Origin of the sequence: Photobacterium sp. TY1-4 (genome assembly GCF_025398175.1) — a bacterium.
GTDB lineage: Bacteria > Pseudomonadota > Gammaproteobacteria > Enterobacterales > Vibrionaceae > Photobacterium.
The window spans coordinates 1,245,111-1,261,364 of record NZ_CP099735.1 but is presented as its reverse complement, the minus strand read 5'-3'; the positions used below and the strand labels follow the sequence as shown (position 1 = coordinate 1,261,364).

Annotated in this window: 14 protein-coding genes; 8 read left to right on the top strand and 6 right to left on the bottom strand. The window is 55.7% G+C overall.

What is annotated here, in order from left to right:
* Positions 1 to 100: 100 nt before the first annotated feature.
* The 4 genes from NH461_RS22510 to NH461_RS22495 form a co-directional block, all read right to left on the bottom strand.
* Positions 101 to 739: an O-methyltransferase gene (locus tag NH461_RS22510; protein ID WP_261603198.1), complete on the bottom strand. Its 639-nt coding sequence runs from the start codon at positions 737 to 739 to the stop codon at positions 101 to 103.
* 10 nt (positions 740 to 749) lie between these two features.
* The gene (locus NH461_RS22505) at positions 750 to 1,472 is read right to left on the bottom strand and encodes a sulfite exporter TauE/SafE family protein (protein WP_261603197.1); all 723 of its coding nucleotides are present in this window, start codon (positions 1,470 to 1,472) and stop codon (positions 750 to 752) included.
* 80 nt (positions 1,473 to 1,552) lie between these two features.
* Positions 1,553 to 2,245 (bottom strand): response regulator, encoded by a 693-nt coding sequence (locus tag NH461_RS22500; RefSeq protein WP_261603196.1) that lies wholly within the window; start codon positions 2,243 to 2,245, stop codon positions 1,553 to 1,555.
* Positions 2,242 to 3,879, bottom strand: a complete 1,638-nt coding sequence (locus NH461_RS22495) for a sensor histidine kinase (protein WP_261603195.1) — start codon at positions 3,877 to 3,879, stop codon at positions 2,242 to 2,244. The genes NH461_RS22500 and NH461_RS22495 overlap by 4 nt, the downstream gene beginning before the upstream one ends.
* A gap of 242 nt (positions 3,880 to 4,121) precedes the next feature.
* On the opposite strand from NH461_RS22495, the gene NH461_RS22490 reads away from it, so the two are divergent.
* From NH461_RS22490 to NH461_RS22480, 3 genes are all read left to right on the top strand, one after another.
* Positions 4,122 to 5,102, top strand: coding sequence for a tripartite tricarboxylate transporter substrate binding protein (locus NH461_RS22490; RefSeq protein ID WP_261603194.1), 981 nt, complete (start codon positions 4,122 to 4,124; stop codon positions 5,100 to 5,102).
* Positions 5,103 to 5,182: 80 nt separating this feature from the next.
* Positions 5,183 to 5,656 carry a tripartite tricarboxylate transporter TctB family protein gene (locus NH461_RS22485; protein ID WP_261603193.1) on the top strand — a complete coding sequence of 158 codons (474 nt, stop codon included), beginning with the start codon at positions 5,183 to 5,185 and terminating at the stop codon, positions 5,654 to 5,656.
* A 3-nt stretch (positions 5,657 to 5,659) separates the two neighbouring features.
* Positions 5,660 to 7,234: a tripartite tricarboxylate transporter permease gene (locus tag NH461_RS22480; protein ID WP_261603192.1), complete on the top strand. Its 1,575-nt coding sequence runs from the start codon at positions 5,660 to 5,662 to the stop codon at positions 7,232 to 7,234.
* Between the two features lie 65 nt (positions 7,235 to 7,299).
* On the opposite strand, the gene NH461_RS22475 is transcribed toward NH461_RS22480, so the two are convergent.
* Both NH461_RS22475 and NH461_RS22470 read right to left on the bottom strand, forming a co-directional pair.
* Complete coding sequence (locus tag NH461_RS22475; protein ID WP_261603191.1) at positions 7,300 to 8,118, bottom strand: siderophore ferric iron reductase; 819 nt, start codon at positions 8,116 to 8,118, stop codon at positions 7,300 to 7,302.
* Between the two features lie 223 nt (positions 8,119 to 8,341).
* Complete coding sequence (locus NH461_RS22470; RefSeq protein ID WP_261603190.1) at positions 8,342 to 9,697, bottom strand: MATE family efflux transporter; 1,356 nt, start codon at positions 9,695 to 9,697, stop codon at positions 8,342 to 8,344.
* Positions 9,698 to 9,949: 252 nt separating this feature from the next.
* Here NH461_RS22470 and NH461_RS22465 point away from each other — a divergent pair, with 252 nt between their 5' ends.
* The 5 genes from NH461_RS22465 (at position 9,950) to NH461_RS22445 (ending at position 16,236) form a co-directional block, all read left to right on the top strand.
* Positions 9,950 to 10,843 carry a LysR family transcriptional regulator gene (locus tag NH461_RS22465; RefSeq protein WP_261603189.1) on the top strand — a complete coding sequence of 298 codons (894 nt, stop codon included), beginning with the start codon at positions 9,950 to 9,952 and terminating at the stop codon, positions 10,841 to 10,843.
* Positions 10,844 to 10,925: 82 nt separating this feature from the next.
* Positions 10,926 to 12,863 carry an alkaline phosphatase D family protein gene (locus NH461_RS22460; protein WP_261604610.1) on the top strand — a complete coding sequence of 646 codons (1,938 nt, stop codon included), beginning with the start codon at positions 10,926 to 10,928 and terminating at the stop codon, positions 12,861 to 12,863.
* Between the two features lie 191 nt (positions 12,864 to 13,054).
* A complete protein-coding gene (locus tag NH461_RS22455) occupies positions 13,055 to 14,587 on the top strand; it encodes a long-chain-fatty-acid--CoA ligase (RefSeq protein ID WP_261603188.1) in 1,533 nt (510 codons plus the stop codon).
* Positions 14,588 to 14,957: 370 nt separating this feature from the next.
* Positions 14,958 to 15,335, top strand: a complete 378-nt coding sequence (locus NH461_RS22450) for an STAS/SEC14 domain-containing protein (RefSeq protein ID WP_261603187.1) — start codon at positions 14,958 to 14,960, stop codon at positions 15,333 to 15,335.
* A gap of 232 nt (positions 15,336 to 15,567) precedes the next feature.
* Positions 15,568 to 16,236 carry an outer membrane protein gene (locus NH461_RS22445; RefSeq protein ID WP_261603186.1) on the top strand — a complete coding sequence of 223 codons (669 nt, stop codon included), beginning with the start codon at positions 15,568 to 15,570 and terminating at the stop codon, positions 16,234 to 16,236.
* Positions 16,237 to 16,254 lie beyond the last annotated feature (18 nt).

Genomic DNA, 16,254 nt, shown 5'->3' with positions numbered 1-16,254 from the left:
CTGATGTACGAGACTGTTCCGGCTGAAATTCGGCATGTGTGAAAGCTAAGTGACTGAAAGAGCGCGCATCTTATCAAGTTAGTGACAAGTTTGTAACCGATTATCCCTGATTGTTGTGATGACTTTGAGAGGTCGGTAACGAAAGTGTTGCCGTGTCTTCGTGCACCACGATGATTCGTTCTCCCTTGCCGACGGGAACCAGCGCCTGAGTCACGGACGGCTCGCTCTGAATGAGTGCGGTAAACGTGGTCAGCTCTTCGGCGTGGGAGATGGCGTTATCGACGATGATGGTGCCGGAAGGGACCAGGCTCTTCTTCAGCAAGGGCCACCAGTCGATGTACTGGCTGCGATCGGCATCGAGAAATACCAGGTCAAACTGCGGTGTCCGGACATCACTGAGGAAGTCTTCTGCATGGGCGGTCAGCAGCGTGACCCGGTCGAGATAACCGGCTTGGGCCAGGTTCTCGGTGGCCAGGCGGGTTTTTTCAGCGGTGATATCCAGGGAAGTGACCTGGCCGTCGCTGTCAACGGCGTCTGCCAGCCAGATGGTGGAATAGCCGTTGGACGTGCCGATCTCCAGGACATGCCGGGCACGGGTGGCCCGGATCATTGCCGCCAGAAATTCGCCGGTATCTTTGGGGATGTTGAGCATCTTCTCACTTTTGTGGCTGACCCGGCGATCATTGGCCTGACCGAAAGCCAGCAGTTTATCCAGTAATCCTCGCGTTTTGGGGTCCATAACCGTCTCCTTAGGGGATGCGTCCCAGGTTCATGAAAATGATGTAGGTGCCCAGCAATAGCAGGGAGCAGAAAAAAATCCGCTGGAACAGGCCCACCGAGATACGTTGCCGGATCCGGCTGCCGATCGCCATTCCGGCAAAGGCCGGTACTAAGGCTGCAACTGATAAGCTACCGGCAGAGACCGTCAACACCCCTTGTAGGATCAGCCCGAGGCTCAGACCGACGGAAGAGAGGGTGAACAGAATGCCCATGGCCTGGATCAACTGGTCGCGGGACAGGCCGACCGATTGCAGGTAAAACACTCCAGGCACGGCCGATGAGCCGGTCAGCCCGGTAAAAACGCCGTTGAGGGTGCCCATGGCGACACCGTAGCCGGGTTGCCATTGCGGCTGCACCGACAGTTGGAATTTCAGCAAACCGGTGAGGGCATAGGTGGCCAGCAACCCACCCAGAACCAAGGCCATCAGATGGCTGTTGAGAATCAGGGCCAGGGTGAGCCCGGCGGCAATCGCCAGGGTGGCTGCCAGAAAGAATTGCCAGTGGTTGCGGCATAACTGGCGCCCCTCACGGCCGGAGAAGGCTTGCACGACGTTGGTAAGAAAGGCCGGCAGGGCCACCAGTGCCATGGCCTGATGAATGCCGATCAGCGCGGTGAGAACCCCTAGAACAACGGGCGGCAGACCCAGCCCCACCACGCCTTTAACCAGGCCGGCCAGTAGAAAGACGGCCATGATGAGCGCCGCTGTTGCGAAATCATAGTCTATGACCAAAGCATTCTTCTCCGTTAGTCCGTTAGAATGAGCGGTTATCGCTAGCCGGGGCGGCGATATCTCCGCTCGGGTCTGCCGACACTCCCGTAGGCGACTTCGGCGCACAGTTCGTCCGCGCTGACCATATATTCCAGATAACGTCTGGCGGTGGTCCGGCTGGCCCCAATTTCCTGACCGACTTGCTCAGCGTTGAGTGACTGGCCGGGGGATGCCAGAACCTTACGGATTTTGTCCAGGGTCAAGGCATCGATGCCCTTCGGCAGCCGCGGCGTGGTCGTTGCTGCTGTGTCAGGCGCTGTCGACTGAAGCAAGCCGTCGACTTCGCTTTGGATCAACGAGTCCATGTCTGCCAGTTTACTGAGGTGCGCAGCGTAGTGATTCAGTGACGATTTGAGTCGCTCAAACACCACGGGTTTCAGGATATAGTCGAAAACGCCATTATGCATCGCAGTGCGTAAGGTGTCGACTTCTTTGGCGGCGGTGATCAGGATGACATCGGTATGCGTGCTCTCGGCGCGCAACTCGCGCAATAACGCCAGACCGGTCCCGGTCGGGAATTGGTTGTCCAGCAATAATAATTGCGGTTGCAGGACTTCCAGCAAATCACGGGCGTCATCCAGGCTGTGAGCAATCCCGATCACCTCGAAGCCATCGATTTTCTCAATAAAGCGCCGTTGGATCTCTGCGATTTTGGGGTCATCTTCGGCAATTACGATACTGATCGGTGTCGTCATTGGGTGTCCTTCTGTTGGTGTTGGGCCAGTTCTCGCCAGGCTTGTTTGGGCAGATAAACCGTAAAGCGGCTACCGCTGTATGGTTCAGGCGCGTCGGAACCACTTGGCTCGCCGGGTTCGACAGTGATCAGGCCGCCCAGGTGATCGACCTGGCTGCGTACCAGATCAAGACCGATACCGTGGCCGTCCTGGGGTTTGGTGGTGTAGCCGCGGGTGAAGATTTTCTCGGCTTCTTCCGGGGTCAGTCCCGCGCCTTGATCGTTGACTTCAAAAATCAGCTCTTTGCCATAGTCCGAAAAGCCGAGAGTCACGGTGCCGCCCGGTCCGTAATGGTTTAAGGTGGCTTCCAGGGCATTGTCGATCAGGTTACCCAGAATGCTGACCAGTTGCTCGCGCGGCAGCGGGTCCGGCAGATCGGACATCTGGCTGTTCTCATCAATGGCCAGTTCCAGTCCCAGCTCCTTGGCCCGGTTGTATTTGCCGAGCAGGCACCCGGCCAGCACGCTGTCTGAGGTGACCTGCATCAGTTGCTGGATAAACGCCTGGTGGCTGACGGTTTCCTGGCCGATCACCGCCAGGGCTTCTTCTTTGGCATCAATCTGGATCAGCCCGGCGATGGTGTGTAGCTTGTTGTTGTATTCATGGGCCTGGCTGCGCAGGGTTTCGGCGTACTGCTTGATCCGGGTCAGTTTGCGGCTGACCAAATCCAATTCATTCTTCAGCCGGAAACTGGAGACGACGCCGGTGACTTCGCCATCCTGAAGCAGGGGGATCCGGTTGACGATCAGGTTGTGGTCGTGCAGCCAGATATCGTGGTCGAAATGCGGCTGGCCTTGATCCAGCACTTCCTGCATGCCGGTGTCGGGCAGCACTTCGGTAATGTGGCGGCCGATGTAGGTGCGATCGTCGGGCAGTTCCAGAGTTTTGATGGCGGCATGGTTGAAGGTGGTGATGTGGCCGGTCTGGTTAATGGCGACAATCCCTTCGCGAACAGTTTCGAGTGTTGCGTTGCGCTCCTGGAACATCCGGGCGATTTGCTCGGGCTCTAAGTTGAAAATCGCTTTGCGAAAATGGTTGGCAAATAAAATCGCGGTGCCGACGCTGAACAGGAATGCGGCTACAATCGCCACAAGCATGGAGCCGGTATGGTGGCTGACGATGACTTCGACGGTGTCCAGCAGGTAACCGACCGAGACAATCCCGATCACCGTGCGGCCGTCGTGGCTGAAAATCGGCGCTTTTCCGCGCACCGACCAGCCAACGCTGCCGAGCGCCTCCGACACATACGCCCGGCCGTGGCGCAGCGCCGGTGCGTTGGTGTCTCCCTCGTCATCGGCCATCGGGCGGCCGACACGTTCGGGGAGCGGGTGGGCGAGTCGAATGCCCTCGGCGTCCCCGAACACCACGAACCGGGCTTCGGCCGCCTGGGCCAGCTTATGGCTCAGGGGTTGCAGAAATGTTGTGTTCTTTTCGGCCACGGCATCGATGACATCCGGAGTAGCGGCGATCGCCATGGCAACCCGCATGGCTTGCTGGCCGATCTGTTCGTTGAGAACATTATCGAGATAACTGATCGCAAAATGGCCGAGCGCACTGGTTTGAAGGATCGCGATTATCCCTAAAATCAATATCATACGGGATTTTAACCGCAGCCGGCGTAATGAGAGTAACTGACGCATGGTGGTGGTGAACTCCTTTCACCTTCGGTGTCATCGTGGGGATAGTCTACCCGTGTTACTTTTTTCTTGCAGTGAACAATATGAACAAAACAGCCAAAATGCTCGTTATTCACACTATTTTTACAATCTTTTAAACATTCATCCGGCGAATTACTGTTCTTTATGAAGGAACCAACAACTATTCATGAGGAACCCTTATGCTTACTCAGTTTATTTCCCGTCAACGTGTTTCGGTACTCGCGGCTGTGGTGGCCTCTGCTCTCAGCTTCGGGACGCAGGCCAGTGTAGATTCGGTACATTTCTTGGTGCCGGGCGGCGCAGGGGGTGGCTGGGACAGCACAGCGCGCGGGATTGGCGAAGCCTTGTCTAAATCGGAGCTAGTGGAGCAAGTCTCCTATGAAAATATGTCTGGTGGCGGCGGCGGGAAAGCCATTGCTTATTTGATCAAAACCGCTGAGCAGTCCCAGGATACGCTGATGGTGAACTCGACGCCGATTGTGATCCGCTCTCTTGCCAAAGTTTTTCCGCAATCGTTCCGCGATCTGACACCGATTGCTGCCACCGTGGGTGATTATGCTGCATTTGTGGTGGCGAAAGATTCGAAATACCAAAGCTTTACGCAACTGGTTGATGACTATAAAAAGGATCCGCGCTCTGTGTCGGTCGCGGGTGGCTCTGCTCGAGGCAGTATGGACCATCTGGTCGCCGCGCTGGCCTTCAAAGCGGCTGGTGGGGATCCGCGCCGGGTGAAATATCTGGCCTACGATGCCGGCGGTAAGGCGATGGCGGGTCTGTTGTCGGGGGAAACGCAGGTGCTGTCGACCGGCCTGAGTGAAGCCCTGGTGTTGGCGGAAGCAGGCGAGGTCCGGATCCTGGCGATGACGGGTGACAAGCGCTCAACCGCTGCCCCGGACGTCCCGACGCTGCAAGAGCTGGGCTATGATGCGACGTTCGTTAACTGGCGCGGTTTCTTCGGCTCACCGGAAATCAGCGACGAACGTGCCGCCGAGTATGCCGAAGTTCTTGAAAAAATGTACAACACCGAGGCCTGGGCTGCCGTGCGCGATCGCTACGGCTGGACCGAAATCTATAAGCCGGGTAAAGAGTTTGAAGCCTTTCTGGAGCAGCAGGAAAAAGAGATTGGCAGCCTGATGAAAGAGCTCGGCTTTTTGAATTAATCCCTTCAAGCGCAGAGGGTCAGTCGCCGCCCTGCGCTTTCTTTTTTTCCTGAATGAACAAGTAATGTGAGGACTCACTCATGACGGTAACCAAAGATCACATCGGTGGTTTGGTGTTTTTGTGCTTTTCCGTCGCCTACGGCTACTACGCAAATCAGATTGTGCTATTTCCCGGTGATGAATATGAACCGTTTCATGCCAGAACCTTGCCGACCGCACTGGCGGGGCTCGGGATCCTGTTTTCGGTGTGCCAGTTGGTTACGGCGAGTCGGGCGAGCCATGATCGTTTGTCACTGAGTGGCTACGACTTCTTCCTGGTGGGCAAGTTGTTGCTGCTGATGGTGGCATTTGCCCTTTCGCTGGAGTGGGTCGGGTTTCTGATCGCGACAGCGTTGTTTCTGTGCGGCGGCTACTGGCTGCTGGGAGAGCGGCGGCCCAAAATTCTGCTGCTGGCGTCCGTGCCTTTTGCGGTCGGGTTCTGGTTCGTCCTGACGCAGTTGCTGGATATCTATTTAGCGCCCGGTCGTCTGTTCAGCGCGATCATCGGAGGATAAGCAATGTTTGATGGAATTTTGTCGGGGCTGAGTACAGCGGTGATGCCCTTTAATCTGCTGATGGTGATTGTCGGCTGTTTCGCCGGAACCTTCATCGGCATGCTGCCCGGTCTGGGCCCCATTTCTGCCATCGCACTGATGATCCCGATCACTTATGGTCTGGACCCGTCTTCCGGGATCATCCTGATGGCCGGGGTTTATTATGGCGCCATTTTCGGCGGCTCGACCTCGTCGATCCTGATCAATGCACCGGGTTGTGCCAGTACTGTGGTCACCGCGTTTGACGGCTACCCGTTGGCCCAGCAGAAGCAGGCCGGTAAGGCGCTGGCGCTGGCCGCGTACTCTTCGTTTACCGGCGGGACTATCGGGGCGATTGTGTTGTTGTTTGCAGCTCCGGCGCTGGCAAAAGTGTCGCTCAGTTTTCAGTCCAGTGATTACTTTGCCTTGATGGTGCTGGGCTTGACTGCCGTAGCGGCATTTTCCGGCAAAGGCCAGGTGCTCAAGGCGATGATGATGACGGTCTTCGGCCTGATGATTGCGACGGTCGGGATTGATGTGATGTCCGGCAGTCCGCGCTTTACCTTCGGCAATGTGGATTTGATCGACGGGATCAGCTTCCTGCTGCTGGCGATGGCGACCTTTGCCCTGACCGAGGTGGTGATGACCGTCTTGCGTGGTGAGCACAAAGAAGCTGAGCCGCAGATGGATATGGACTCGCTGGGCAGCATGAAGCTGAGCAAAGACGAAGTGAAGCATGTGGCTCCGACGATCACCCGCTCTTCGTTTTTCGGTTTTCTGGTGGGCGTCCTGCCGGGCGCCGGTGCAACCATCGCCTCATTTTTAAGTTATGGGATGGAGCGCAACCTGGCACCAAAGGCGGAGAAAGCGAAATTCGGCAAGGGTGCCTTGCGCGGTCTCGCGGCGCCGGAATCAGCCAATAACGCCGCCTCGACCGGTTCGTTTGTGCCGTTGCTGACCTTGGGGATCCCGGGTTCCGGCACCACGGCGATCATGCTGGGGGCGCTGATTGCGTACGGTATTCAGCCCGGTCCGCGCCTGTTCGTCGATCACCCGGATGTGTTCTGGTCGGTGATTATCTCAATGTATTTCGGCAACATTGTGCTGCTGATCCTGAATCTGCCGCTGATCCCGTATATTTCGCGTCTGCTGGTGATCCCGCGTCCGATCCTGATCCCCTTGATTCTGTTCTTCTCGATCACCGGTGTGTATCTGGTCAGCTTCAATGCCTTTGATATTCAGATGATGGTGATCATTACGGTGATTGCGACTTTCCTGAAGTTGCTGAACTTCCCGATGGCCCCGATGCTGCTGGGCTTTATTCTCGGTGACATTCTGGAGAAGAACCTGAGCCGATCCCTGACGCTGTCCGATGGCAGCTACGCTTTCCTGTGGGAGCGTCCGCTGACGTTGAGCATCATGATCTTTGCAGTGCTAGCGCTGATGTTGCCGGTATTTACCGCGCTTAAGGACAAACGCCAGGCGGCAAAAAACGCCGCTCAGGGCACCGCTGAAGCATCTGCGCAGCCTGCAGCGCAGGCGTGTGAGGTGAACAAGTAATTCGATGTGCTTTTTGCCCCCGGGTCACGGTTTCTCCGGCCCGGGGGATTTTTTATTTTCAGGTATTAGCGGTTGTTTCTACCCGTATCCTGTTTGCTCCGCTTGGCTGCGCGCGGGCAGTTGGCGCAGAGCTTGCCGTCATGGCGACGATAATGCATACAGCAGCTGATCCGCGCCACTTGCCAACATGGCGAATTATCGTGCTGTTGTGGCGCGATTTGGCTCAGACTGTCCAGATGGCGTGATGCCAGCGCCAGCTCGGTCAGCCATAACCGGGCATGGTTTTTTAAGTCATCTGGGGCGGTATCGGGGAAGTGATTGGCCAGCGTGGCCAGCGCTTCCAGAATGTTGTCCGCCAGCAGGGGGCGGGTCATGCCCGGGCGGAGCCGGGTAAAAACGTTAAAGTGGTGCTGGAATTGATTTACCAGAGTGATCAGGTGCGCGCAGGCAGTTTGGATCAGCTGGCGGTCATTCCCTTCAGTAATCCCCTCCGGTGCCAGGCGATATCCGGCGACCACGCCTTCGGCATAGTGCTGGGTCATGTTTTGCAGGTTCGGCACTGCTTTCAGCAGATAGACACTGAACACGGCCAGGTAGACCGGTTGCCAGATGCTCATCAGCCAGCTTCGGGTTAGCCAATACGGATGGCCGGCTTCCGGATGCGTTGCTTCCCAGAATTGATAGATTGCCTGAAAATGCGCGTCGGTTTCAGCCTTCCCGGCAATGATTTTCGGCCGATTTTTCTGAAGACCCTGCTGCTGAAAATCCTGATTCGTCTCCGATTGGATGTCCGGCGCGCCCACCACGTCCAGCTCTCCCTTCATGATCGGAATGAACTGCTCTGTGAGTTGAAATAAGCGCTGATATGCCAGTGTTTGATTCATTGTATTTACATTGTAAAGTGGCAGGATCAGGCTGCCTTATTTTGCGGTTTCTGAATATGGGAGCACCAAAGGCTTGGATCTGTTTTAACGGCGCCGACCCCTGATAGTTAATAATAATCATTCTTAATCTTGTTTGGAAGGGTTAGGTTAGAGCGGAAAACGTATGACTACAGCCCGTCACTTCCCTTGGGGTGGGAAATGACGGGAACCGCAGTGACGGTTGTTAAACGCTGGCCGGGCGGCGTAGCTGCTGCCTTTGGTTGATATCCAGCCATACCATTGGCGCCACCACTGCAAACAGTACGACATTGGAAAGCGGCATGCTGAGCCATATCCCGTCCAGGCCAAACCATTGCGGCAGCAGGTAGAGGAAAGGCAGTTGAATCAGCATATTACCGACCGAAATCGCGAGTGCTTTGCCGCCTTGATTCACCGCCATGAAGTACACGGAAGCCAGCGCCAGGAAACCGTCGAGATACAGGGCGAACAAATGAAGCTTCAGGCCGTGTACTGCGGTGTCCATCAGGGCCGGATCGTTCTGGATAAACAAACCCAGGATGGTTTCCGGCAATAAGTTGAACACAGCGACAAAGCCCAGGCCGGTCAGTACCGTGACCTTGATCGCCAGCAGCAAGGTGGTTTTGATTGAGGCCACTTGCCGCGCGCCGACATAATAGCTGATGGGCGGTTGCATTCCGCCGGCAATCCCTTCTGCCAGCAGGTAATAGATTGCCATCAGGTAACCGATGACCGCAAATGCACCAACATGTGTGGTGGTGCCATAGTCCATAAATAACCGGTTGTGCACCGCGACCACAAAACCGAAGTAGGCGTACATGCACAGGACGGACATGCCCAATCCGATGGACTTCAGTGCCAGCGAAGCGCGAAAAGACAGGCTCCGCCAGGTCAGTTGCAACGCACTCCAGGATGAAAAGAAATAACCCAGGGCAATCAGGCTGACGGCACTTTGAGACAGGATGGTGGCGAGAGCAGCCCCGGCCAGCCCTTGCGCCATGACCCCAATCAACAGGTAGTCCAGCAGGATGTTGAGCCCGGCGCCGAGACACATGATCCCCGTCGACAGGTTTGGACTGTCATCATTTCGCACCAGCATCGGCAGGGCACCGGCGGCAATGGTGAAGACCGCGCCCCAGGCGAAAATGTCGATATATTCGATGCCCTGGAGCAGCACTGCGCCGGTTGCGCCCTGGGCCATCATCAGGGCCGGGCCGAATGCTGCGATCAGAACCATCATGAGCCCCCCGAGCAAAACCATCAAGCCCAGGCCGGTTGACAGGGTCGTCCGGGCTATTTGCGTCGCGCCTTCCCCCCGAGCGATGGAAATCAGGCTGCCTGATCCCAGGCCGACCAACAAGCCCAATCCGATCAAGAGGCTGACAATCGGCCAGGCCATGTTGATGCCGGCCAGACCGTCCGCCCCGACATAGTGACCGACAAAGATCCCGTCCACGACCTGATATAAGCCATTGACCAGCATCGCGGCGACGGAAGGAAGGGTGTAGCGCCAGAAGGTCCGGCGCACGGAATGTGTTGTGTTATTTAGCTGTTGCATCATCTTGTGTCTTAAAGCAGGAATGTGCGACATTATGTACGCAATACGGATTGATTAAAGTTAGTATCCATCCGCTATTCGGATAGATTAGTGGATAGATTGACGGATAGATTGACGGATAGATTAGCGGATAGATTGGCGGATAGATCCGGCACAGCTCTGTCAGGCAGAGCCGCTGGGTTGAGCTAGCGGGTGAATATGGCGCATTGATTGTGTATTGATTGCGTATGACAAGATGAGAACAGAGAGACGCACATGAATTGGACCTTGGATCAATTGGAAGCTTTTGCGGCCGCGGCGCAATGCGGTTCATTTTCCGCGGCGGCGCGACAGATCGGCAAGGCACAGTCTCGGATCAGTACGGCGATCACCAATCTGGAAATTGATCTTGGCTTTGACCTGTTTGACCGCAGTGCCCGGCTGCCGGTGCTGACCCCGCAGGGGCGGGAGATGCTGATTGAAGCGCAGGCCGTGCTGGCCCAGTGTCAGCGCATGCAGTCCCGGGCGATGACGGCCACAACCGGTGAGGAGATGTCTTTAACTGTCGCGATGGATGAAGCGGTGCCCATTACCACGTTCGAGAACTTTTTCCTGCGGGTCGCTGAGCGTTTCCCGCTGTTGAAACTGACCATCATCAATGGCTCTCAGGACGATATTGCCCGCTGGGTGAGTGAGCAGCGGGCTGATCTCGGGATTTTATTCCGCCTGAAGCCGCCGCCGGAAAATCTGGAATTCATGCCGATTGGCCAGTTTCATCAGGCGCTGGTGGTGGCTACGGACCATCCGCTGGCGGCCCGACCGACGCCGACTCTGACTGAGCTGCATGCGTATCGCCAACTGGTGATCCGGGATCGGATGGGGGAAGTGCCGGCCCGGCCGATTTCACCCAATCACTGGCACATCGACAGTTACTATTACATCACTGCGCTGGTGATCCGCGGGCTCGGCTGGGCGCTGATCCCGGAACATGTCGCCCGGGAGGCGTGGTATGCCGATGCATTGGTGGAGCTGTCGACCGAGCATATTCCGGACTCAGTGTTGGTTGAAATGGGGGTCGTCAAGCGCCGGGATCAGGGCAAAGGCACCGTGATGACCTGGATGTATGACGCGCTGCGGGAGATGTTTCCCCACCACAGCGGCCGTTTGTAACCTGACGTTTTCTTAGCAAAAAGAGGAAGCTGATGCGGTATGATGCCTTTATCAAACCTCAAAGGAGTCACCATTGCCTGTCATGCAATCTTGTGAAAATTCTGTGCCATCCTTACCGCTGATTCTGGCCGGACCGGTGTTGCGAAAATGCACGGCATCAGAGCTGACGATCTGGCTGGCGACAACAGCGCCGTTGCAGGGACAATTTTCTCTTTACCTGCCGGGAGAGGCAGAACCGTTTTATCGGGCGGCGCTCAGTGAGGCCTCGCAGCTGCAGATAGGTCAGTCTGCCTGGATCGTCCAGGCCACGTTTCGCGGGGATTTTCCGGTGGAAACGCCTCTGGAATACCAGTTGCAGACCCAGGACGGCGAGGTGACGGCGCTGGTGCCTACGCTGCTGTATCCGCAGGCGCAGCGTTTGTCTTTGATCATTAAACGCCGGGCGGATTACGTGATGCACGGCTCCTGTCGCAATCCCCATCATCCGAGCCGGGACAGTCTGGTCGCCGCGGATGAAAAAGTTTCAGCCCTTGCCATTGCCGATCGGCCGGCGTTGTTGATGATGAGCGGCGATCAGATCTACGCCGATCACGTTGCCGGACCAACGCTGGATGTGATCCAGCAGGTGATTGCCCTGCTGGGGTTACCAAATGAGACGTTTCCTGATGGACCGGTGACCGATACTGCTGCCCTGTATGAGCATCCGTATAACTTTTATGGCCGCGATAAAATTCTGCCGCAATATGTCGACAGCGGCTACGGGTTGTCGGACGACCACCCGCTGATGAAATGGCTGCCCCATCGCAGCCGACCGGTATTCAGTTCGCGGGAAAATGAAAATCACCTGATGGGGCTGAGTGAGTTTTTCGCCATGTACCTACTGGTCTGGTCGCCGCTGCTGTGGCAACTGACGAACCGGTCGCGATTGCAGCAAGGCGGCTTCCGCTGGGGCGGCGAGGTGCTGGCCAAGAAGTGGCAGCAGCACTGGCAGGAAGAAAAAACGCATATCGACGCGTTTGTCGACGGTTTACCCCAGGTTCAGCGCCTGATGGCACATATTCCGACCTACATGATTTTTGATGATCATGATGTCACGGATGACTGGAACCTGACGGTGGGGTGGGAAAAAGCAGCTTACGGTCATCCGCTGGCGCGGCGGATCATTGGCAACGGTCTGCTCAGTTACTGGCTTTGCCAGGGCTGGGGCAATGATCCGGCCTCGTTTGATGATGAATTTATGGCGCTGGCGACGACCTTCTTTGCCGAGCCGACAGCTGCGCACCAGGATCGCTTCATTGACGCGCTGTACCGGTTCGAACAATGGCACTATACCATCGACACCACACCAAAAATGCTGGTGTTGGATACCCGAACCCGGCGCTGGCGCTCGGAATCCAAAATGAACAAGCCCTCTGGCTTGATGGACTGGGAAGCCCTGACCGAATTACAACAGTCCCTGCTCCGCGAGCCGGCGGTCATTATTGTGTCGGCGGCCCCGATTTTCGGGGTGAAGTTCATCGAGACCTTGCAGCGGGTCGTCAGTTGGCTGGGCCAGCCCTTGATGGTTGATGCTGAAAACTGGATGGCCCATCCCGGCTCGGCCAATACGTTGCTGAGTATTTTCACCCATACCAAAACACCGACCAATTTCGTGATTTTGTCCGGTGATGTGCATTATTCCTTCGCCTATGACATCAAGCTCCGTTTTCGACGCTGCAGCCCGAATATTTTCCAGATCACCTCCAGCGGCCTGAAAAATGAGTTCCCCCGGGCGTTGCTGCGGTTTTGCGATTTGATGGACCGGGCGCTGTATAGCCCGCACTCGCCGTTGAACTGGCTGACCAAGCGCAAACGCATGAAGATCCTGAAGCGGGATCCGGACACGCCGGGCAAACGTCGTTTGGTCAACTACAGTGCCATCGGTGAGCTCAGGTTGGACGAAGAAGGCAAGCCGAGCGAGATTGCGATTTTACAATCGAGCGGCAAGCGGGTCTGTTTTCCGCCCATTGCAGATAACTGATCCTGGTCATTGGCTTGAGTTCACAGTGTTGAATGAACAGGGGTTATATCGATCACAAATTATTAACAATCGGCTCAGTGTCCGTTGACAGCCCGGCCGGGCTTGATTAGTTATGGGTTGGATATCATCGCATATCGCGGATATTTAAGTTGTATTTCAACGAAATTCAAACAATGACAAGGTAGTCACTTATGATGAATCTTGCTGCCGCGCTGCAAAGAAATGCCAGTTGTAAACCGGATAAACCTGCTGTGATCTGTGGCGATACCCGGCTCACTTATGCTCAGCTTGATGCGCTGGCCAGTCAGGTTGCCCACGGATTGGTCGCCAAAGGGATCCGGCCGGGGGACCGCGTGGCCCTGAGTTGCCCGAACTTGCCGTTTTTCCCCATCATCTATTACGGGATCCAGAAAGCCGGGGCGGTGGTCGTGCCGTTGAATGTTTTGCTGAAAGAGCGGGAAATCAAATTCCACCTGGAAGATGCTCAGGCCAGGTTTTATTTCTGCTTTGAAGGTACCGATACCTTACCGATGGGGGCTGCCGGCGTCGCGGCTTTTGCACAAGTTGACGCATGTGAGCACATGATCGTCATGACGGCCGATCAAACCCAGCTGTCGTATAACGGGCAACCGACGTTCTCCGCCTTTATCCAAGATCAGCCGGGTGAGTTTGATTACCTTTCCCGCTCCGGGGAAGATACGGCGGTGATCCTGTATACCTCAGGCACGACGGGGTTGCCTAAAGGTGCTGAACTGACCCAAAGCAATATGGTCTGCAACGCGCTGGTGACGGAAAATTTGATGGCGGCGCAGGGCGATGACGTCCATTTGGTGACCTTGCCGTTGTTCCACTCCTTTGGCCAGACGGTCAATATGAACGCAGCCGTACTGGCTGGTTCGACCATGGTTCTGGTGCCGCGATTTGAACCGCAGACGGTGCTTGAGCTGATCAAAACGCATCAGGTCACGGTGTTTGCCGGTGTGCCGACTATGTATATCGCCCTCAATCATGCCTTTGCCGATCATGATGTCTCCTCCTTGCGGGTGGCGATCAGCGGCGGCTCATCAATGCCGAAAGAGGTGATCCACGTATTTGAGCGTCAGTTCCGGGTGCCGATCCTTGAAGGCTACGGCTTGTCAGAAACCTCGCCGGTGGCGTGCTTCAACCACTTGGATCGCGAGCGGATCCCGGGCTCAATTGGTCAGCCGATCCAGGGGGTAGAAATCCGTTTGTACGATCTCGAAGGCAACCCGGTGCCTGTCGGTGAAGACGGCGAAGTGGCAATTCGCGGCCATAACGTGATGAAAGGGTATCTGAACCGGCCGGAAGAGAGCGAACGGGCCCTGCGCAACGGCTGGTTTTTTACCGGTGATATCGGGCGTTATGACGAGCAGGGCAATTTGTATATTGTCGATCGGGTGAAAGATATGATCATCCGCGGCGGATTCAACGTCTATCCGCGTGAGATCGAAGAGGTGTACATGACCCATCCGGCGGTGTCGATGGTGGCTGTACTCGGGATCCCGGACCAGGAATACGGTGAAGAAATCCGGGCCTATGTGGTTCTGAAAGAAGGGGCGTTTGCCACAGAAGCCGAGTTGCAGGCGTGGGGGAAAGCACAGTTCGCATCTTATAAGTACCCGCGTAGTGTGGTGATCCGCCAGCAGTTGCCGATGAGTGCCACGGGGAAAATCCTGAAAAAAGAGCTCCGCGCTGAAATTTAGGTGACGGTGTCACTTAATGGGTGTGCCATATCATCTCGTGATGCGTCAAGCCTCCGGCAGAGTCCCTGCCGGAGGCTTTGTTGTTTCCGGGGACCACGCTGTCTGCCCGTATCCGTATTATACCAATCGCAGTAAATAACTGGTCATCCTAGCTTGTTCAAATGCTCGATAACTGCGTTAGAATTTTTGATTGTAGAATAACTACTTATCTAAAAACTCTGCCTTGTTCTCAACCATTTTTCCTGCGCTATTTCTGATCACTTACATACTTTGATTGGTATTACACTGAAAAGAAACCCGGAAGATGTGGCATACAGAGTCGTGTGGCTTGCACATTTCAGCCGGAAACCGATGTGTTTGAGGAGGTGTGATGAGTAACTTACATGGTCTGTCAATGGATATTGAAAAGGTGAACGGGGTCGTCTTTATGGAATTTAAAGTGATTGGCACCCTGACGCATGCCGATTACGAAAAAATCACCCCGATGGTGGATGAGGCGCTGGAAGGGATTGAAAGCCCGGTCGTCAATGTCTATGTCGACGGGACGGACTTTGAAGGCTGGCAGTTGCAGGCGGCCTGGGATGATCTCAAGCTGGGTCTGAAACACGGCAAGAAGTTCAACAAAGTGGCGTTTTACGGCAATAGCCACTGGCAGGAAGTGATGACCAAGGTCGGCAGCTGGTTTGTGGCGGGTGAAATTCGCTATTTTGACGATCCGTTAGAAGCGCTGGGCTGGTTGCGATCCTGATCCCAGGACCACTGAGGTGTGATTATAGTATTGATATAGCGAATGAATTAAGATACCCGGTAATTGGGGTATGGCAGGCGCAGTGCCTGCCATATTTTTGCGCGCTTTGGTTGTCATGAATCCGGCGACCACGGATTAGGCGACCACAAATGAGATGGCTCCGAGTGAGATAGCTTCGAATGCAGTCGCTCCGAATGAGGTTGCCACGGAAGTGAGACAGAACAGGTTTATCATGGATAAAAAGACAGTCGCGGCAGGATGTGTATTGGCCCTGCTTCCTCTGACCGGTTGGGCACAATCGCCACAACCGCAGGCAACAGCCACCCCGGCCCAGGCACCTTATTCGTATTTTACCAGTCTGAAAGGCGGCATGAGCCAGATCAGTAACTCCGATCAGTTGGTGATCAGCGAAACGAATAAGCAGGAAGCTGACACCACGCGCAGCGAAGGATTCGGCGGGTTGGATATCGGGATTTTTTCTCCGGATGGTCGGAGCCGACTGTACTATAGCTATGAGCATCACCGCTCGGAGAGCGAATTTGCCAATGATCTGAGTTATGAAACGGTGGCGAACCTGCATCTGTTCAGTGGCGACTACCTGTTCCGAAACGGACAGGACATTCGGCCGTTTGTGGGGCTGCACTTCGGTTATGCCTGGGTGGAGTCAGAATCAGATCTCCATGGCGGGTTCGATGTCAGCGGAACCGTGTTCGGCGTCCAGGCTGGGGTTAACTGGACCGTGATGGATCAGTTTGCCATGGAGCTGGGCGTTCGCCATTCCCGCCTGCCGGCAGACATTAAAACCTGGGACGGGGTCGACAGCAACGGCAATGCCGTTCGCTTTGAATCGCAGCAAAATGGCGTTTCGTCCATGTACGCCGCACTGAGTTATCGTTTTTAGTCGGTAATGCCCGGCTTG

Excerpts from the sequence above, each read along its gene's own strand:
- NH461_RS22500 (WP_261603196.1), bottom strand. The coding sequence starts at position 2,245 with ATGACGACACCGATCAGTATCGTAATTGCCGAAGATGACCCCAAAATC.
- NH461_RS22475 (WP_261603191.1), bottom strand. The coding sequence starts at position 8,118 with ATGAATCAAACACTGGCATATCAGCGCTTATTTCAACTCACAGAGCAG.
- NH461_RS22505 (WP_261603197.1), bottom strand. The coding sequence starts at position 1,472 with ATGGCCGTCTTTCTACTGGCCGGCCTGGTTAAAGGCGTGGTGGGGCTG.
- NH461_RS22480 (WP_261603192.1), top strand. The coding sequence starts at position 5,660 with ATGTTTGATGGAATTTTGTCGGGGCTGAGTACAGCGGTGATGCCCTTT.
- NH461_RS22460 (WP_261604610.1), top strand. The coding sequence starts at position 10,926 with ATGCAATCTTGTGAAAATTCTGTGCCATCCTTACCGCTGATTCTGGCC.
- NH461_RS22510 (WP_261603198.1), bottom strand. The coding sequence starts at position 739 with ATGGACCCCAAAACGCGAGGATTACTGGATAAACTGCTGGCTTTCGGT.
- NH461_RS22455 (WP_261603188.1), top strand. The coding sequence starts at position 13,055 with ATGATGAATCTTGCTGCCGCGCTGCAAAGAAATGCCAGTTGTAAACCG.
- NH461_RS22485 (WP_261603193.1), top strand. The coding sequence starts at position 5,183 with ATGACGGTAACCAAAGATCACATCGGTGGTTTGGTGTTTTTGTGCTTT.
- NH461_RS22465 (WP_261603189.1), top strand. The coding sequence starts at position 9,950 with ATGAATTGGACCTTGGATCAATTGGAAGCTTTTGCGGCCGCGGCGCAA.
- NH461_RS22445 (WP_261603186.1), top strand. The coding sequence starts at position 15,568 with ATGGATAAAAAGACAGTCGCGGCAGGATGTGTATTGGCCCTGCTTCCT.
- NH461_RS22490 (WP_261603194.1), top strand. The coding sequence starts at position 4,122 with ATGCTTACTCAGTTTATTTCCCGTCAACGTGTTTCGGTACTCGCGGCT.
- NH461_RS22495 (WP_261603195.1), bottom strand. The coding sequence starts at position 3,879 with ATGATATTGATTTTAGGGATAATCGCGATCCTTCAAACCAGTGCGCTC.
- NH461_RS22470 (WP_261603190.1), bottom strand. The coding sequence starts at position 9,697 with ATGATGCAACAGCTAAATAACACAACACATTCCGTGCGCCGGACCTTC.
- NH461_RS22450 (WP_261603187.1), top strand. The coding sequence starts at position 14,958 with ATGAGTAACTTACATGGTCTGTCAATGGATATTGAAAAGGTGAACGGG.